This is a genomic window from Enterobacter quasimori (genome assembly GCF_018597345.1).
In the GTDB taxonomy this organism is placed as follows: Bacteria; Pseudomonadota; Gammaproteobacteria; order Enterobacterales; family Enterobacteriaceae; genus Enterobacter; species Enterobacter mori.
Map to the genome: position 1 here is coordinate 109,421 of NZ_JAHEVU010000005.1, position 15,843 is coordinate 125,263.

General features: G+C 53.2%; 18 protein-coding genes and 1 pseudogene. 11 read left to right on the forward strand and 8 right to left on the reverse strand.

What is annotated here, in order from left to right; genetic code table 11:
• Positions 1 to 12: 12 nt before the first annotated feature.
• The 4 genes from KK102_RS18590 to coaD all read left to right on the forward strand — a co-directional run bounded on the left by KK102_RS18590 (position 13) and on the right by coaD (position 3,596).
• Positions 13 to 1,002, forward strand: coding sequence for a glycosyltransferase (locus KK102_RS18590; RefSeq protein ID WP_216358186.1), 990 nt, complete (start codon positions 13 to 15; stop codon positions 1,000 to 1,002).
• Positions 1,003 to 1,068: 66 nt separating this feature from the next.
• Positions 1,069 to 2,343, forward strand: coding sequence for a lipid IV(A) 3-deoxy-D-manno-octulosonic acid transferase (gene waaA, locus KK102_RS18595; protein WP_126545713.1), 1,275 nt, complete (start codon positions 1,069 to 1,071; stop codon positions 2,341 to 2,343).
• On the forward strand, positions 2,343 to 3,113 hold the full coding sequence (locus tag KK102_RS18600; RefSeq protein ID WP_216358187.1) for a glycosyltransferase family 2 protein: 771 nt from the start codon (positions 2,343 to 2,345) through the stop codon (positions 3,111 to 3,113). Before waaA ends, KK102_RS18600 begins: the two co-directional genes overlap by 1 nt.
• A gap of 3 nt (positions 3,114 to 3,116) precedes the next feature.
• Positions 3,117 to 3,596 (forward strand): pantetheine-phosphate adenylyltransferase, encoded by a 480-nt coding sequence (gene coaD, locus KK102_RS18605; RefSeq protein ID WP_216358188.1) that lies wholly within the window; start codon positions 3,117 to 3,119, stop codon positions 3,594 to 3,596.
• A 2-nt stretch (positions 3,597 to 3,598) separates the two neighbouring features.
• Here the strand turns inward: coaD and mutM are convergent, their stop codons facing one another.
• The 4 genes from mutM to radC form a co-directional block, all read right to left on the reverse strand.
• A complete protein-coding gene (gene mutM / locus KK102_RS18610; RefSeq protein WP_126545716.1) occupies positions 3,599 to 4,408 on the reverse strand; it encodes a bifunctional DNA-formamidopyrimidine glycosylase/DNA-(apurinic or apyrimidinic site) lyase in 810 nt (269 codons plus the stop codon).
• Positions 4,409 to 4,480: 72 nt separating this feature from the next.
• Positions 4,481 to 4,648, reverse strand: coding sequence for a 50S ribosomal protein L33 (gene rpmG / locus KK102_RS18615; RefSeq protein WP_003024094.1), 168 nt, complete (start codon positions 4,646 to 4,648; stop codon positions 4,481 to 4,483).
• Between the two features lie 22 nt (positions 4,649 to 4,670).
• The gene (gene rpmB / locus KK102_RS18620; protein WP_002436699.1) at positions 4,671 to 4,907 is read right to left on the reverse strand and encodes a 50S ribosomal protein L28; all 237 of its coding nucleotides are present in this window, start codon (positions 4,905 to 4,907) and stop codon (positions 4,671 to 4,673) included.
• Positions 4,908 to 5,125: 218 nt separating this feature from the next.
• A complete protein-coding gene (radC, locus tag KK102_RS18625; protein ID WP_216358189.1) occupies positions 5,126 to 5,791 on the reverse strand; it encodes a RadC family protein in 666 nt (221 codons plus the stop codon).
• Between the two features lie 173 nt (positions 5,792 to 5,964).
• Between radC and coaBC the strand changes: the two genes are divergently transcribed.
• The 3 genes from coaBC (at position 5,965) to slmA (ending at position 8,329) form a co-directional block, all read left to right on the forward strand.
• Entirely contained in the window at positions 5,965 to 7,176 is a 1,212-nt protein-coding gene (gene coaBC, locus KK102_RS18630; RefSeq protein WP_216358242.1) for a bifunctional phosphopantothenoylcysteine decarboxylase/phosphopantothenate--cysteine ligase CoaBC, read from the forward strand.
• Positions 7,154 to 7,612 (forward strand): dUTP diphosphatase, encoded by a 459-nt coding sequence (gene dut / locus KK102_RS18635; protein WP_216358190.1) that lies wholly within the window; start codon positions 7,154 to 7,156, stop codon positions 7,610 to 7,612. The genes coaBC and dut overlap by 23 nt, the downstream gene beginning before the upstream one ends.
• A 120-nt stretch (positions 7,613 to 7,732) precedes the next feature.
• A complete protein-coding gene (slmA, locus tag KK102_RS18640) occupies positions 7,733 to 8,329 on the forward strand; it encodes a nucleoid occlusion factor SlmA (protein ID WP_010426428.1) in 597 nt (198 codons plus the stop codon).
• A gap of 83 nt (positions 8,330 to 8,412) precedes the next feature.
• On the opposite strand, the gene pyrE is transcribed toward slmA, so the two are convergent.
• Together pyrE and rph are read right to left on the reverse strand one after the other, a co-directional pair.
• Complete coding sequence (gene pyrE / locus KK102_RS18645) at positions 8,413 to 9,054, reverse strand: orotate phosphoribosyltransferase (RefSeq protein WP_032644404.1); 642 nt, start codon at positions 9,052 to 9,054, stop codon at positions 8,413 to 8,415.
• Between the two features lie 68 nt (positions 9,055 to 9,122).
• Positions 9,123 to 9,839: a ribonuclease PH gene (rph, locus tag KK102_RS18650; RefSeq protein ID WP_010426431.1), complete on the reverse strand. Its 717-nt coding sequence runs from the start codon at positions 9,837 to 9,839 to the stop codon at positions 9,123 to 9,125.
• 125 nt (positions 9,840 to 9,964) lie between these two features.
• Here rph and KK102_RS18655 point away from each other — a divergent pair, with 125 nt between their 5' ends.
• Positions 9,965 to 10,828, forward strand: coding sequence for a YicC/YloC family endoribonuclease (locus KK102_RS18655; protein ID WP_216358191.1), 864 nt, complete (start codon positions 9,965 to 9,967; stop codon positions 10,826 to 10,828).
• Between the two features lie 293 nt (positions 10,829 to 11,121).
• On the opposite strand, the pseudogene KK102_RS18660 reads toward KK102_RS18655, so the two are convergent.
• Positions 11,122 to 11,275, reverse strand: a pseudogene (locus tag KK102_RS18660) (IS3 family transposase); the annotation flags it as partial.
• Positions 11,276 to 11,473: 198 nt separating this feature from the next.
• On the opposite strand from KK102_RS18660, the gene KK102_RS18665 reads away from it, so the two are divergent.
• The 3 genes from KK102_RS18665 to KK102_RS18675 all read left to right on the forward strand — a co-directional run bounded on the left by KK102_RS18665 (position 11,474) and on the right by KK102_RS18675 (position 14,083).
• Positions 11,474 to 12,415 carry a hypothetical protein gene (locus KK102_RS18665; RefSeq protein ID WP_216358192.1) on the forward strand — a complete coding sequence of 314 codons (942 nt, stop codon included), beginning with the start codon at positions 11,474 to 11,476 and terminating at the stop codon, positions 12,413 to 12,415.
• Positions 12,412 to 13,140 carry a hypothetical protein gene (locus tag KK102_RS18670; RefSeq protein WP_216358193.1) on the forward strand — a complete coding sequence of 243 codons (729 nt, stop codon included), beginning with the start codon at positions 12,412 to 12,414 and terminating at the stop codon, positions 13,138 to 13,140. Before KK102_RS18665 ends, KK102_RS18670 begins: the two co-directional genes overlap by 4 nt.
• A 325-nt stretch (positions 13,141 to 13,465) precedes the next feature.
• Positions 13,466 to 14,083 carry a trimeric intracellular cation channel family protein gene (locus tag KK102_RS18675; RefSeq protein WP_010426435.1) on the forward strand — a complete coding sequence of 206 codons (618 nt, stop codon included), beginning with the start codon at positions 13,466 to 13,468 and terminating at the stop codon, positions 14,081 to 14,083.
• A 2-nt stretch (positions 14,084 to 14,085) separates the two neighbouring features.
• Here the strand turns inward: KK102_RS18675 and ligB are convergent, their stop codons facing one another.
• Positions 14,086 to 15,756 carry an NAD-dependent DNA ligase LigB gene (ligB, locus tag KK102_RS18680; RefSeq protein ID WP_216358194.1) on the reverse strand — a complete coding sequence of 557 codons (1,671 nt, stop codon included), beginning with the start codon at positions 15,754 to 15,756 and terminating at the stop codon, positions 14,086 to 14,088.
• Between the last annotated feature and the right edge of the window lie 87 nt (positions 15,757 to 15,843).

Here is a 15,843-nt window from a genome sequence, read left to right on the forward strand (position 1 = left end):
ATCAGGTTTCTTATGCAAAATTCAGCGCCATTATTAAGCGTGGTGGTTGCCGTTTATAACGGTGAAGCGTTCCTGGATCAGTTCTTTACCTGCCTTGTCAATCAACGCATCGACAGCATGGAAGTCATCATCGTCAATGACGGCTCCACTGACCGCTCGATGGAGATCGTCGAAAACTGGCGAGAAAAGCTGCCGCAGCTGCAGGTCATTGAGCAGCAAAACCAGGGTGTCTCTATCGCGCGGAATACCGGTCTGGCCATCGCGACGGGTCACTATCTTTCCTTCCCGGATATTGATGATGTCTTTAAACCCGGCATGTATCAGCATCTGCTGGATATGGCCGTTACGCAGGATCTGGACGTCGCCACCTGTAACGGGAACTACGTCTGGGAAAATAACAAAAAACCCTCGCGCCCAATTTTCCCCGAGGACAAACTGGCCTCGACAGGCGTGATGACTGGCGCGGCATGGTTAAAGATGGCGCTGGATTCTCGTAAGTTTCTCCACGTCACCTGGTTGAATATCTATCGCCACGACTTTATCCGTAAACACAGTTTCCATTTCGAACCCGGCCTGCGCCATCAGGATATCCCGTGGACGACTGAAGTGCTGCTCGCGGCAGAGCGGGTTCAGTACACCAGTGAACGTTATTATGACTACTACATTCACTCCGCATCGGTGTCCCATATGCCGGACAATGACGACACGCTCATTCGCTCGGCGCGCCATTACATGAAAATCCTGCAGATGCTTGATGCCATCAATCAGCGCTACCCGGATAAAGTGAAAGGTATCCCGGCCTGCCACTGGCAAATCGCCAAAGAGGGACTGGGGATTATTCACACCTTCGACAACATGAAGGATGAGAAGAAGAAATCCATGATTATTAAAGAGTTCTTCGAAACGGGCATCTGGAAACTCATCTGGAAAAGTGCAAAAAGTCCGCGTTTGCGCTGGCGACTGGGCCGCCGTTACTTCCGCTTAAAGCGGTATCTGGCATAAGAGATAGCTTTACCTGGCTTAAATGCTTAGAATTTGCCCGCCGAAACTAAAAAAACGGATAATCGATTGGAATTGTTGTATACCGCCCTGCTCTATCTCATTCAGCCACTGGTGTGGCTGCGACTGTTGCTTCGTAGCCGTAAAGCACCCGCGTATCGAAAACGCTGGGCTGAACGCTATGGCTACTGCCGTAATAAAGTTGCCCCGGACGGTATTTTGCTCCATTCCGTTTCAGTTGGTGAAACGCTGGCGGCTATCCCGCTGGTTCGCGCCCTGCGTCACCGATACCCGTCACTGCCGATCACCGTTACGACCATGACGCCCACCGGCTCTGAGCGTGCGTTATCCGCTTTCGGAAAAGACGTGCATCACGTCTATCTGCCTTACGATCTGCCCTGCGCCATGAACCGGTTCCTCAATACCGTTCGCCCGAAACTGGTGATCGTGATGGAAACCGAGCTGTGGCCGAATATGATTTCCGCCCTCCATGCCCGTAAGATCCCGTTGGTTATCGCTAATGCCCGCCTGTCTGAGCGCTCGGCGAAAGGGTACGGCAAGCTGGGTAAATTTATGCGTCGCCTGCTGAGTAAAATCACCTTGATTGCGGCGCAGAATGAAGAAGATGCGGCGCGCTTCATCGCGCTCGGCCTGAAACGCAATCAGCTTGCGGTAACGGGCAGCCTTAAATTCGATATTTCCGTCACGCCTGAACTCGCCGCCCGTGCGGTGACGCTGCGTCGCCAGTGGGCACCGCGACGTCAGGTCTGGATTGCGACCAGCACCCACGACGGCGAAGAAGAGATCATCCTCCAGGCGCACCGTAAGCTGCTGGAAACATTCCCTGATTTACTGCTTATCCTCGTGCCTCGCCATCCTGAGCGCTTTAAAGATGCCCGCGATATGGTGCAAAAAGGGGGCTTCAGCTACACCCTGCGCAGCAGCGGGGAGATCCCGTCTGGCAGCACTCAGGTGGTGATTGGCGATACGATGGGCGAGCTGATGCTGTTGTACGGCATTGCTGACCTCGCCTTTGTCGGCGGCAGCCTGGTCGAACGCGGCGGTCATAACCCACTGGAACCGGCAGCACACGCCATTCCGGTACTGATGGGACCGCACACGTTTAACTTCAAAGATATCTGCGCGAAATTACAGCAGGCCGATGGTTTAATTACCGTGACCGACGCGGATTCGGTGGTCAAAGAGGTATCTACCCTTCTGACTGACGAAGATTATCGCCTGTGGTACGGGCGTCATGCCGTCGAAGTGCTGCACCAGAACCAGGGTGCACTGACCCGTCTGCTGCAGCTTCTGCAACCTTATCTGCCTCAGCGGAGCCACTAATGTCAACGCGTCTGTCGGTCGTGATGATCGCCAAAAACGCCGCCGACCTGCTTCCGGACTGCCTGGCCTCCGCCGCCTGGGCTGATGAAATCGTCATCCTGGACTCCGGCAGCACGGACAACACGGTAGATGTCGCCCGCGCGGCGGGCGCAAAAACCTATACCAATACTGACTGGCAAGGTTATGGCATTCAGCGCCAGCGCGCGCAGGAATATGCCACCGGCGATTATGTGTTAATGCTCGACACTGACGAACGCATCACGCCAGAACTGCAGCAGGCTATTCAAACGGTGCTTTCCTCGCCTCAGCCCGGTGCGGTATACAGCATTGCCCGCCGCAACTACTTCCTTGGGCGTTTTATGCGCCACAGCGGCTGGTATCCTGACCGCGTGATGCGCCTCTACGAGCGCGAGTGCTATCAGTACAACGACAATCTCGTCCATGAATCCCTGAACTGCGATAACGCCCAGGTCATCCCCCTGACGGGCGATTTGCTGCACCTGACCTGCCGTGATTTCGCGAGCTTCCAGCGTAAACAGCTTAACTATGCCACCGCATGGGCGCAGGAGCGTCACCAGCGCGGCAAGAAGGCCTCGCTGACGGGTATCTTCACCCACACGCTGGGCGCGTTTCTGAAAACGCTGCTGCTGCGCGGCGGCGTACTGGACGGTAAACAGGGCTGGTTACTCGCGGTCGTGAATGCCCAGTATACTTTCAACAAATACACCGAGCTGTGGGCGCTCTGCCGCGGCTACTCAGAGAAAACGTGAGCCATGAGCACAAAAGCGATTTATCCGGGTACCTTCGATCCAATCACCAACGGTCATCTTGATATCATCACCCGTGCGGCGTGCATGTTCGACAAGGTGATTCTGGCGATTGCCGCCAGCCCCAGCAAAAAGCCGATGTTTGACCTGAACGAGCGCGTTACGCTCGCCATCGATGCCATCTCGCATCTGCCGAACGTTGAGGTGGTTGGGTTTAGCGACCTGATGGCTAACTTCGCGCGCGCTCAGCAGGCAAACATTCTGATCCGAGGTTTACGCGCCGTAGCAGACTTTGAGTATGAAATGCAGCTGGCGCACATGAACCGCCATCTGATGCCGGAGCTGGAGAGCGTGTTCCTGATGCCCTCCAAAGAGTGGTCGTTTATCTCTTCCACGCTGGTAAAAGAGGTGGCGCGTCATCACGGGGACGTCACCCACTTTCTGCCGGTTAACGTCCACCAGGCCTTGATGGAAAAGCTAAAGTAACGCTATTTCTGGCACTGACGGCAGTAGAACGTGGCGCGCTGGGCGTGCTTCGTGGCAATAATGGGCGTGCCGCAGGCTCGGCACGGTTCGCCCTTACGGCCATATACCTGCAGCTCCTGGGCAAAATAGCCCGGCTTCCCGTCGCTTTGCAGGAAGTCCTTCAGCGTAGTCCCGCCCTGCTCAATTGAGCGCAGCAGCACCGCTTTAATCACTCTGACCAGCAGTTCGCACTCCTGTGCCGACAGCGACGAAGCCAGCCGATCGGGATGGATACCGGCGGCAAACAGCGATTCGCTGGCATAAATATTCCCCACGCCGACCACCAGCTTGTTATCCATTAGCCAGGGCTTAATCGGGCTTTTCTTCTTCGCGCACTTCTCTTTCAGGTATTCCGCATTAAACGCATCTGACAGCGGTTCTGGCCCGAGATGTGCCAGCACGTTGTGCCCTTCCAGCTCCTTCGTCCACAGCCACGCGCCAAAGCGCCGCGGGTCGGTGTAACGGAGCACTTTGCCGTTGCTCATCACCAGGTCAACGTGATCGTGCTTTTCCGCAGGCAGCTCTTCGGTAAGAACGCGCAGGCTCCCGGACATCCCCAGGTGGATAATAATCCAGCCGTCTGGCAGCTCCAGCAGCAGGTATTTGGCGCGACGCTGCACGCTAAGGACGGGTTTGTCGCTTAACGCGTGGATCTCATCGGACACTGGCCAGCGCAGACGCCCGTTACGGACAACTGCGTGAAGAATGGTTGCGCCGACCAGATGGGGCTCAATGCCGCGACGGCTGGTCTCTACCTCTGGTAATTCAGGCATGGTTCCTCCGTTGAGATGCAGAATGCAAAAAACCCCGCAGATGCGGGGTTTTTCAATACAAGGAGACTAAAATTATTTGATTTTAGCTTCTTTGTACAGTACGTGCTGGCGTACAACTGGATCGAATTTTTTCAGTTCCAGTTTTTCCGGCTTAGTACGTTTGTTCTTCGTGGTGGTGTAGAAGTGACCTGTACCAGCAGAAGAAACCAGCTTGATTTTCTCGCGAATACCTTTAGCCATGATTTATTTCCTCTTTAAGTACTTAGTACTTTTCGCCACGGGCACGCAGTTCGGACAGAACTGTATCGATGCCTTTCTTATCGATTACACGCATACCTTTAGCAGATACACGCAGGGTGACAAAACGCTTCTCGCTCTCAACCCAGAAACGGTGAGAGTGCAGGTTCGGCAGGAAACGGCGTTTAGTCGCGTTCAGTGCGTGGGAACGGTTGTTACCGGTCACCGGACGCTTGCCAGTAACTTGGCAGACTCGGGACATGTCTATTCTCCAAAAATCAAATTAGCTCGAGCTTCGTATGGGGTATCGGCGCCTCGTCAGGCTTTACAGCCCGGTCATCGCATAGTTCTAAGTGAACTCTCGATTGCCAGGCCCAAATGCCAAACCCGAGATTCTCAAAGGTGGCGTAGTATACGCTGACTCGGCGGTGTGCTCAAGTCCCGAACAGACAAAGATCCCGATGGATCGCGAGAAAGGGTCTAAATCCAACCACGTTCTGCAAAAGAAATGTATTCTCCGCGGCCAATTATCAGATGGTCCAGCACACGAATGTCCATGAATTGACAGCATTTGATAATGCGTTCGGTGATTTCTTTGTCCGCTCTGCTCGGTTCTGCGCAGCCAGAGGGGTGATTATGCGCGAGGATCACGCCGGCTGCATTCACTTTTATCGCTTCCCGCACAATTTCTCGCGGATAAACCTCTACGTGGGTCAAGGTTCCAGAGAAAAGGTGACTGTGTTTTAACACCCGGTTCTTATTGTCGAGAAAGATCACCATGAAGATCTCCCGCTCCATATCTGACAGCTGGCTTTGCAGGAATTCGCGAGTCATCGCCGGGGTAAGGATCGGATCTTCCTCCTCCATACGGACGTTGTAAAAACGGCGGGCAAGTTCAGCAATCCCCCTCAGCTGGGCATATTTCGCCACGCCAATTCCCTCGACGTGCGCAAACGCCGCCAGATCGGCGGTCAGCAAACCATGCAGTGAACCGAAATGTGCGATCAGCTCTTTTGCCAGCGTAAATACGGTTTTCCCCTGCGTACCCGTGCGCAAAAAGAGCGCCAGCAGCTCATCGTCTTTTAACAAGGTGACGCCATAGCGCAGCAGTTTTTCGCGCGGTAGCAGCAGTTCCGTCTCTTCCATGCCCAGCCTCCTTCTGTTTGCCATCATGCTGCCACAGGCCAATCCGGGGCTCGACGCTGACTTTTCGTTCTTGCGTAACGCCTCGCAAAGTGAACGAAGGACAAAATCACCCCGTTTTTGTGATTGTGATAAAATGCCCGCTCTCTGGTGAAACCCAACAGGAAAGAATCATGATGAGCCTGGCCGGTAAAAAAATCGTTCTTGGCGTGAGCGGCGGTATTGCAGCCTATAAAGCGCCGGACCTGGTGCGTCGTCTGCGCGAGCGCGGGGCGGATGTGCGGGTCGCGATAACCGAAGGTGGCAAAGCCTTTATCACGCCTCTGAGCCTGCAGGCTGTCTCGGGGTACCCGGTATCCGACAGCCTGCTTGACCCTGCTGCAGAAGCGGCGATGGGCCACATTGAGCTTGGGAAATGGGCAGATCTGGTGATTCTTGCCCCCGCCACGGCTGATTTGATTGCCCGCGTGGCGGTAGGCATGGCGAACGATCTGGTCTCGACCATTTGCCTCGCGACACCTGCGCCAGTCGCCGTCGTGCCCGCGATGAACCAGCAGATGTACCGTAACGCAGCCACCCGGCACAATCTGGAGACGCTGGCATCGCGCGGTATGCTTATCTGGGGCCCGGACAGCGGCAGCCAGGCCTGCGGCGATGTTGGCCCGGGTCGTATGCTGGACCCGCTGACGATTGTTGATATGGCTGCAGCCCATTTTTCGCCTGTCAACGATCTGCAACATCTCAACATCATGATTACCGCGGGCCCCACGCGCGAACCGCTGGACCCGGTGCGTTACATCACTAACCACAGCTCCGGCAAGATGGGCTTTGCCATTGCTGCTGCTGCTGCAAAACGCGGCGCGAACGTTACGCTGGTGAGCGGCCCGGTCTCACTGGCGACACCTCCGTTCGTTCAGCGCATTGACGTCACCACCGCGTTGGAAATGGAAGCCGCCGTGCAGGCCCATGCGCAAAGCCAGCAGATTTTTATCGGCTGTGCGGCCGTCGCGGATTACCGTGCAGAGACCATTGCAGACGCCAAAATCAAAAAGCAAGGTGATGAATTAACGATAAAAATGGTGAAAAACCCGGATATCGTTGCGGGTGTCGCTGCACTGAAAAGCCATCGTCCTTACGTTGTTGGGTTTGCCGCAGAAACAAATAATGTGGAAGAATATGCCCGGCAAAAACGTACTCGCAAAAACCTCGATTTGATTTGCGCGAACGACGTATCGCTGGCCACACAAGGATTTAACAGCGACAGCAATGCACTGCACCTTTTCTGGCAGGATGGAGATAAAGTCTTACCGCTTGAGCGCAAGGAACTCCTGGGCCAACAATTACTGGACGAGATCGTTACCCGTTATGATGAAAAAAATCGACGTTAAGATTCTGGACCCGCGTGTTGGCGAGCAATTTCCGCTGCCGACCTATGCCACCTCCGGCTCTGCCGGTCTTGACCTGCGCGCCTGTCTCGATGACGCCGTAGAACTGGCTCCAGGTACAACCACCCTGATCCCGACAGGCCTGGCCATTCACATTGCTGACCCGTCTCTGGCGGCGGTGATCCTGCCGCGTTCTGGTCTGGGCCATAAGCATGGCGTCGTACTGGGTAACCTGGTCGGCCTGATCGACTCTGACTATCAGGGTCAGCTGATGGTGTCCGTCTGGAACCGTGGTCAGGACAGCTTCACCATTGAACCGGGCGAGCGTATTGCGCAGATGGTCTTTGTACCTGTTGTGCAGGCAGAATTTAACCTGGTGGCAGACTTCGACGCCACCGACCGTGGCGAAGGCGGCTTCGGCCATTCCGGGCGTAAATAACCGTCCGATAGATACGCATCTCACAGCGCCATAATGCAATAACAAACCGCAAACGTCAGTTTGCGGTCGCTGTGTGGATGCCAGCCTGGCAAGTGCTTATTTTCAGGGGTATTTTGTAACATGGCAGAAAAACAAACCGCGAAAAGGAATCGTCGCGAAGAAATACTTCAGTCTCTGGCTCTGATGCTTGAATCCAGCGATGGCAGTCAACGCATCACCACCGCTAAACTGGCCGCCTCCGTAGGCGTGTCTGAGGCGGCGCTGTACCGTCATTTTCCGAGCAAGACCAGGATGTTCGACAGCCTGATCGAGTTTATTGAAGACAGCCTGATCACGCGCATCAACCTGATTCTGAAAGACGAAAAAGACACCACCGCGCGTCTGCGTCTGATTGTGCTGTTAATCCTGGGCTTTGGTGAACGCAATCCGGGATTAACCCGTATCCTCACCGGCCACGCGCTGATGTTCGAGCAGGACAGGCTGCAGGGGCGCATTAACCAGCTTTTTGAGCGTATTGAAGCGCAGCTGCGCCAGGTACTGCGCGAAAAGAAAATGCGTGAAGGCGAAGGGTACACCATCGATGAGACGCTGCTGGCGAGCCAGATCCTGGCGTTTTGCGAAGGGATGCTCTCCCGTTTTGTGCGTAGCGAATTCAAATACCGACCAACGGACGATTTTGACGCCCGCTGGCCGTTAGTGGCTGCTCAGTTGCAGTAACACCGTTGCCGGATGGCGGCTTCGCCTTATCCGGCCTACGAAATACGCAGGTCCGGTAAGCGTCGCGCCACCGGGCAATGCAATTACACGCCGAACGCTTCCCGGTACGCACGTACCGCCGCCAGATGATCCGCCATCTCCGGCTTCTCTTCCAGATACGCAATCAGGTCTTTCAGGGTGATAATCGACGTCACTTTGCAGCCGTAATCACGCTCGACTTCCTGAATAGCGGAAATTTCACCGCGACCACGCTCCTGACGATCCAGAGAAATCAGGACGCCAGCCAGCGTCGCACCGTTGGCCTGGATAATCTCCATCGATTCGCGGATCGCCGTGCCCGCGGTGATCACGTCGTCCACCAGCATGACGCGGCCCTGCAGCGCGCTGCCGACCAGATTCCCGCCTTCACCGTGGGTTTTAGCCTCTTTGCGGTTAAAGCAGTACGGCACATCGCGGTCATGGTGTTCAGCCAGCGCCACCGCGGTGGTGGTCGCAATTGGAATACCTTTGTAGGCCGGACCAAACAGCAGGTCAAAATCAATCCCGGAATCCACCAGCGCTTCGGCATAGAAACGGCCTAACAATGCCAGATCGCGCCCGGTATTAAACAGCCCGGCGTTGAAGAAATAGGGGCTCTTACGCCCGGATTTCAGCGTAAACTCGCCAAACTTAAGTACCTGCTTGTTAAGCGCAAACTCGATAAACTGGCGCTGATACGATTTCATGGATTCGCTCCTTTGGTTTTTCTGTCTTACAGGCAAAAAAAAAGGCGACTCATTGGTCGCCTTTAAAATCAATTTTCTAACGCCGCTTTCTGCGTCGTGACAATAGATTCGATTCCCCCTCGGGCCAGCGCCAGCAGGGAGAGAAGCTCTTCGTGGGTGAACGGCTCGCCTTCCGCCGTGCCCTGCACCTCAATGATGCGACCGTCTTCGGTCATCACCACGTTCATGTCGGTTTCGGCAGCGGAATCTTCAACGTATTCCAGATCGCAAAGCGCTTCGCCGTTAACGATGCCTACGGAGACCGCCGCAACCATGCCTTTCATTGGGTTGGTTTTCAGCTTGCCGGCCGCAACCAGCTTGTTCAGAGCGTCCGCCAGCGCCACGCAGGCACCGGTAATGGATGCGGTACGCGTACCGCCGTCTGCCTGAATCACGTCGCAATCGAGAGTGATGGTGAATTCGCCGAGGATTTTCAGGTCAACGGCGGCGCGAAGCGCACGCGCGATCAGACGCTGAATCTCCATGGTACGACCGCCCTGCTTGCCCTTCGCCGCTTCGCGGGCGTTACGGGTATGAGTCGCACGCGGCAGCATGCCGTACTCAGCGGTGATCCAGCCCTGACCCTGACCTTTCAGGAAGCGCGGAACGCCTTCTTCGATAGAGGCGGTGCACAAAACTTTAGTGTCACCAAACTCAACCAGCACGGAGCCTTCAGCGTGTTTTGTATAGTTACGGGTCAGGGTGACGGGACGCACCTGGTTGGCGCTACGACCTGATGGACGCATGATGGATTCTCCGGCTTGAAACGAATGTGGCTGCGCATTATACGGATAAAGGACGCTTATTCCTATCCTGAGAAGCCCCCGAAAGCTATAATCCCCCCATCTCTCCTTTAAAAACGGGAATGTCTATGATCCGCAGTATGACCGCCTACGCCCGGCGTGAAATCAAGGGTAGCTGGGGCAGCGCCACATGGGAAATGCGCTCGGTAAACCAGCGTTACCTGGAAACGTATTTCCGTATGCCGGAGCAGTTCCGCAGCCTTGAGCCTGTCGTACGCGAGCGTATCCGCACGCGTCTGACACGCGGCAAAGTGGAATGCAACCTGCGCTTTGAGCCTGATGCCAGCGCACAGGGCGAGCTGATCCTCAACGAAAAACTGGCGAAACAGCTCGTCAATGCGGCGAACTGGGTCAAAATGCAGAGCGATGAAGGCGAAATCAACCCGGTTGATATTCTGCGCTGGCCTGGCGTCATGGCCGCCGGTGAGCAGGATCTGGACGCCATCACCGCTGAAATCCTGGCAGCCCTCGACGGCACGCTGGACGACTTTATCGTTGCCCGCGAAACCGAAGGTCAGGCGCTGAAAGCGATGATTGAGCAGCGCCTTGAAGGCGTGAGCACCGAAGTGGCGAAAGTCCGCGCCCATATGCCAGAAGTGCTGCAGTGGCAGCGCGAACGCCTTGTCGCCAAACTGGAAGAAGCGGAAGTTCAGCTGGAAAACACCCGTCTGGAACAAGAGCTGGTGCTGATGGCGCAGCGTGTTGACGTCGCTGAAGAGCTGGACCGTCTGGAAGCGCACGTTAAAGAAACCTACAACATTCTGAAGAAGAAAGAAGCTGTAGGTCGCCGTCTGGACTTTATGATGCAGGAGTTCAACCGCGAGTCGAACACCCTGGCGTCTAAATCTATCAATGCAGACGTGACGAATTCAGCGATTGAGCTGAAGGTGCTGATTGAGCAGATGCGCGAGCAGATCCAGAATATCGAGTAACGTTTCTCGCGATCTTTTAGAGCCTCATCATGCTAAAAAAGGTCATTGTAAATCATGGCCTTTTTCGTTTTATTTAGTCTCATATCTTATCACTACAGCGCGTGTTCAACGTGTACTTATTCAGCCTTCAGTTCATGCGTTTGAGTACCCCCGCTGATGATGAGATACATATGGGAAAACCAACAGACGTACAAATCCGTACATGGATTATAAACAATAAGCATTTTGCAAGGCAATCTGACGAGAATTGCTTCTACATCTGCTTTCAGAGACATATTGTAAACACACCTGTTTTAGTTCCACGCACTTTTTGAGGGTTCCGGATTTTCAGCCTTCAGCCGATATTCCACTGGTGTCAGGTTGTTCAGGGATTCATGCCGCCGCTGGCTGTTCTATTCACCCAGCAAGCGTTCCCCTGATTACCCGCGCTTCATTCAGGTGCATGAAAACTGCTCTATATTGCGGGCAGGCGTAGCGGGAGTACGAGTGCGCGCAAGCAACACTCAAACATGTAAAATAACTTTCTAGCCCTATAGATATTTTCAGCTAAGCCGATTAAAAAGAAAGCTATTAAATCAGCACAAAACAGCCCATATAATTAGCTTGCTAATAATTAAACATATTATGCCCACTAAAGGAAAATACATGAGCGTTTATGATTATGTATGCGAAACGTTTGGCCAAGAGAAAGGCGCAACACTTAGACGCATACAGACAGGAGGCAATAACAATTTTAAGGGCAGTGAATATGAAGCTGCTTTAGCTGCTATAAAAATTTGCGTCAATGCGGCTGAATATCATGATCAAGATTTAGATCAAGTCAAAATCGCTATTCAGGAAACAGCTTTTGTAGACGACCTTTGCATTATCAATGATTTATATGGATTCAAGCACAATTTCCAAGCGAAAAACTCTGACGGTACTGCAGCAGCTTGGACTGATGCGATGCATGACCGTTTTTGCATGCAGAAACGAATAGACGACGAGCATTTTGGATATCCCGATAATCAGCAGATTTTAGTCGTAAGTAACGAAGCCAAGAAAGTAGACAATGAAACCAAAATCCATGAAGACTATAGGGATTTTTTTATTTCAGAATATGTCCCGTATGAAGAAAACCGGATTGATTTAATTAGAAATTATTCTCCGCTACAACAAGCTCTTAAAACTATATCCGGAAAAAATAGCCCTTCGCATCTTGACTATGTCTATAGTTTAGTAGTAAGTGCTTGGGCTAACAGTCCAAAAAAAGGTTTACAAACTATTGGCGACTTGATCGGTTCAGCAAAAGCGATAGGGAAGCCCGATTGGATCTTGACGAACATACCGCCTCGTGCGATTCCAGAATGGCTAAATGATGCTTGCTTCGCTTTTCCGGGGTTGTCTGTTCGTGTAGAATCCGGTCACTTTATTGTAAGTTTGGCCGTCGGTATCGAAATCGATCTGGGAAAACACCCAGTCAAGCCCGAGGGGGTCGATGAGATAACAACAGCCGATAAAATGGTCGAATGCCTGTTATCTTTAATAAGTGATGAGCTTGATGAAGAGCAGGACAATGAACAAGATTTCAATGAGGGCATCATATGACTATTGATATCAACAAGTTAAGCCCAAACGTTTTGAGCAATAGCAGGACGCTGGCACCGACAGTATCCCATGAAGCTCGTGATGCTTTGGATGAACTTATCGATCCTAACACTGGAATAAAAGAGTATCGCTCTGCAATGCTTGCGTTAGGTGAGGAACTTGGAGCCCTCGTTGCCAAGAAAATGCCAAACAGAAGCAAGCAATGCTTGATTGTGTCTACTGCTGAAGATGCTGACTTCTTAGCTAATGGCGTAAGTCACGCTTTAAGTGAAACGAACATTCTCTATAAAAATGCTGTGCTCTGGAACAATCATTACGCGCTTAAAAAAGGTAGCGTTGCTCCTGTCATACACAGTTATATGGAACCTGGATATGAAAGTTCCAACGTTCTTATCGTTGTGAAATCAGTTATTTCAGGAAGTTGTGTAGTAAGAACTAATATTTTGTCTTTAATTGACAAAATAGATCCCGAAAAAATATTTATTGTTTCTCCAGTAATGCATGAAAAATCTGAGATGAATCTAAGGAATGAGTTCCCGAATGAGATCGCAGATAAGTTTGATTTCACATTCTTCGCTATCGATCGTATCAAAAGTGAAGATGGGGAAGTCATTCCAGGTATTGGTGGACAAGTATACCAGAAGCTAGGCCTTAGTGATCAGCCAGTAAAAATCGGTTATCTACCTGATACAGTTAGAAGAAAGATTGTCTCTTACAGTGTCTAAGCCTTTCGTTCTATCAAATAAGCCACTCATAAATGAGTGGCTTATTTGTACCAAAAAAGTAAAAACCCAAAAAACTTTAAGTTGATAATAAAAAACATTCAATTCCAGAATATCGAGTGATACCTTTCGGGTGGCGTCGGCTGATGCCATCCATTATTATTTCTAATTCGTTATCTGCTGGATTTTATCAACTCGCCACCACTAATCAGGCAGTTACGGCGAAAATTGATAACATTTTATAGGGCAAACTGACTCGCCTTAGAAAATCTCAATCGTGATCTTGCGCACAAATCGCTAACCTCCCCGCGTTCACACCGGAGGGTATATGCTGCTTCACGTTCTTTATCTGATTGGTATCACCGCAGAAGCCATGACCGGCGCGCTTGCTGCCGGGCGTCGCCGTATGGACACCTTCGGTGTAATTATTATTGCCACAGCGACCGCGCTGGGCGGCGGTTCCGTGCGCGATATCCTGCTTGGCCATTACCCGCTCGGCTGGGTTAAACACCCTGAGTACGTGATTATCGTGGCGACGGCTGCCGTGCTCACCACCATTGTGGCGCCCGTTATGCCCCACCTGCGCCGCCTGTTCCTGGTGCTTGATGCGCTGGGACTGATCGTCTTTTCAATCATCGGGGCGCAAATCGCGCTCGATATGGGGGAAGGACCGGTTATCGCTACCATTGCCGCCGTGGTCACGGGCGTATTTGGCGGAGTATTGCGTGACATGTTCTGCAAGCGTATTCCCCTGGTCTTCCAAAAAGAGCTGTACGCCGGCATCTCTTTTGCCGCAGCGGTACTCTATATCGCCCTGCAGCATTACGTTTCGAACCATGATGTGGTGGTCATCTCCACGCTGCTGTTTGGCTTTACGGCCCGCATGCTGGCGCTGCGTCTGAAGCTCGGGCTGCCCGTTTTTCACTACAAGCACAGCGCGCACTGATGTCAAAATCCGTTGATGCGCTGTTCAGCGAGCCACTTCGCCAGCACGTCAACCTGAGGCGCGCGCATCCAGTTCGTGATTTGCCGCGCTTTCTCCTCTCCAGTGCCCGGCAAGGTTTGCCAGTCGGCAGAGCTTCGCTGGCTCATTGCCTGCCACGATCGCCCATCGATAGCGTTCAGTGTCGCTTTGGATAGCGGAGCTCCCATCGCGCTAATCCAACGGATAAAAGGTTGTTCCCGCACCCGATTAAAACGATGCCAGAGCGCTAGCCCGCGCGCCGCAGAAAACCCCGGGGTGGCCTGAAGCTGCGCCTGTGTTAATAACAGCCAGGAAAAGATATGTTCGAAATGATGAGCCTGCCAGAGCGTACGCCAGCCGGATTCCCCTAAACCTTCGATATCCAGCCCCTGTTTAGAGCTGAGCCATGTTAGCCGGGCAAAAAACTGCTCCATGCAGTCCGGCGAGGCATAAAAACAGCTTAATGAATGGTACTGCGAGTCAGGTGGTCGCGGTTTTTGTCTGTCCGTCCCTCGCCAGACCACCTTATCCAGGCGCGGAATACCCTGTCCGGCGAGACTGATCAGCACCTGATCGCCTTTGGTGAGATCCAGTCTCTGCCAACGCCCAACCGACCCCAGACTGACTCGTCGCACCTGTTTATCGTCCAGTCGCACAGGCTCAAGCCCTGCAACGACGGATACCTTGCCCGTTCGTCCTACAGAAAACTGGATATTCTTTACCTCAACAAGCTGCGAAACAGGAGAATATTTCCACGCGACAACCCAGTTTCCTTCACCAGGCAACCAGCTTTCGCCCGCAGGTTCATCCTCCGAACGCACCACAATGCCATCCGTGGCAAAGGGTAATCCGGTCTCGTGCCAGGCCGCGCGCTGTTTCTCGACACCATCAACAGATTCGGCGGGAAGCGTATACCGTGCCGACAGCGTAAAACCGGCCTGAGACAGTTCAGCTAAAGATGTCTGCATATCTTTCGGCCCGTCCGGCCAGGCCCAGATGAATACGCCGATCTTGCTCAGGAGCGCGTTATCCTTTTGCCGCATCATCGCACCCGCCACCTTTGCGCGAGCGTTCATCCCGCCCATCTGCCGCTGAATGTGATTGTCGCTTAGCCAGAAAAGCTCGCCCTGTAAGACGCTGTTCGCCAGCGTGCCGGTGAGCGTTTGCGGAACCGAAGGGATTAAACGTACCTTCCCGGTCCAGTCCTCCCCTTTCAGGCCATCCCCGCGGCTGATGGCCTGGGTTAAATTACCGTCACGATAGACCAGCGTTACCGCCACACCGTCAACTTTAGGCTGCATCCAGAGGTTACGTCGGGCACGCATCCACTGTCTCAGTTCCTCTTTGCTGGTCACCTTATGCACGCCCGTATGGGCAACAGGATGTTTTACGCTCCCCGTCAGCGCGGGGAGTTTCTCTTCTGAAGGCTCGCTGCCAAAACAGCGCTGCCACTGGGTTAACCGCGCGTTAAGCTGGTCGTACACGTCGTCATTGACATCGCTCACGCCCTGCTTCCAGTAGGCATCATCCCAGCGTTTGATCTGCGCGCTTAGCGACGCGATCTCTTTCTCTGCTTTTGCCTGCGGCCACACCGGACACACCGCCGCGCCATAGCCGCACCACAACATCAGTAATCCGCTTATCCATCGCCACATTGCTACCCCTCCTTTGCGTTGCAGGAGGTATAACCTGACGATCGAAACAACGCTAACGGCAATCTTTCGCTTTGCGAGGCGCTATCC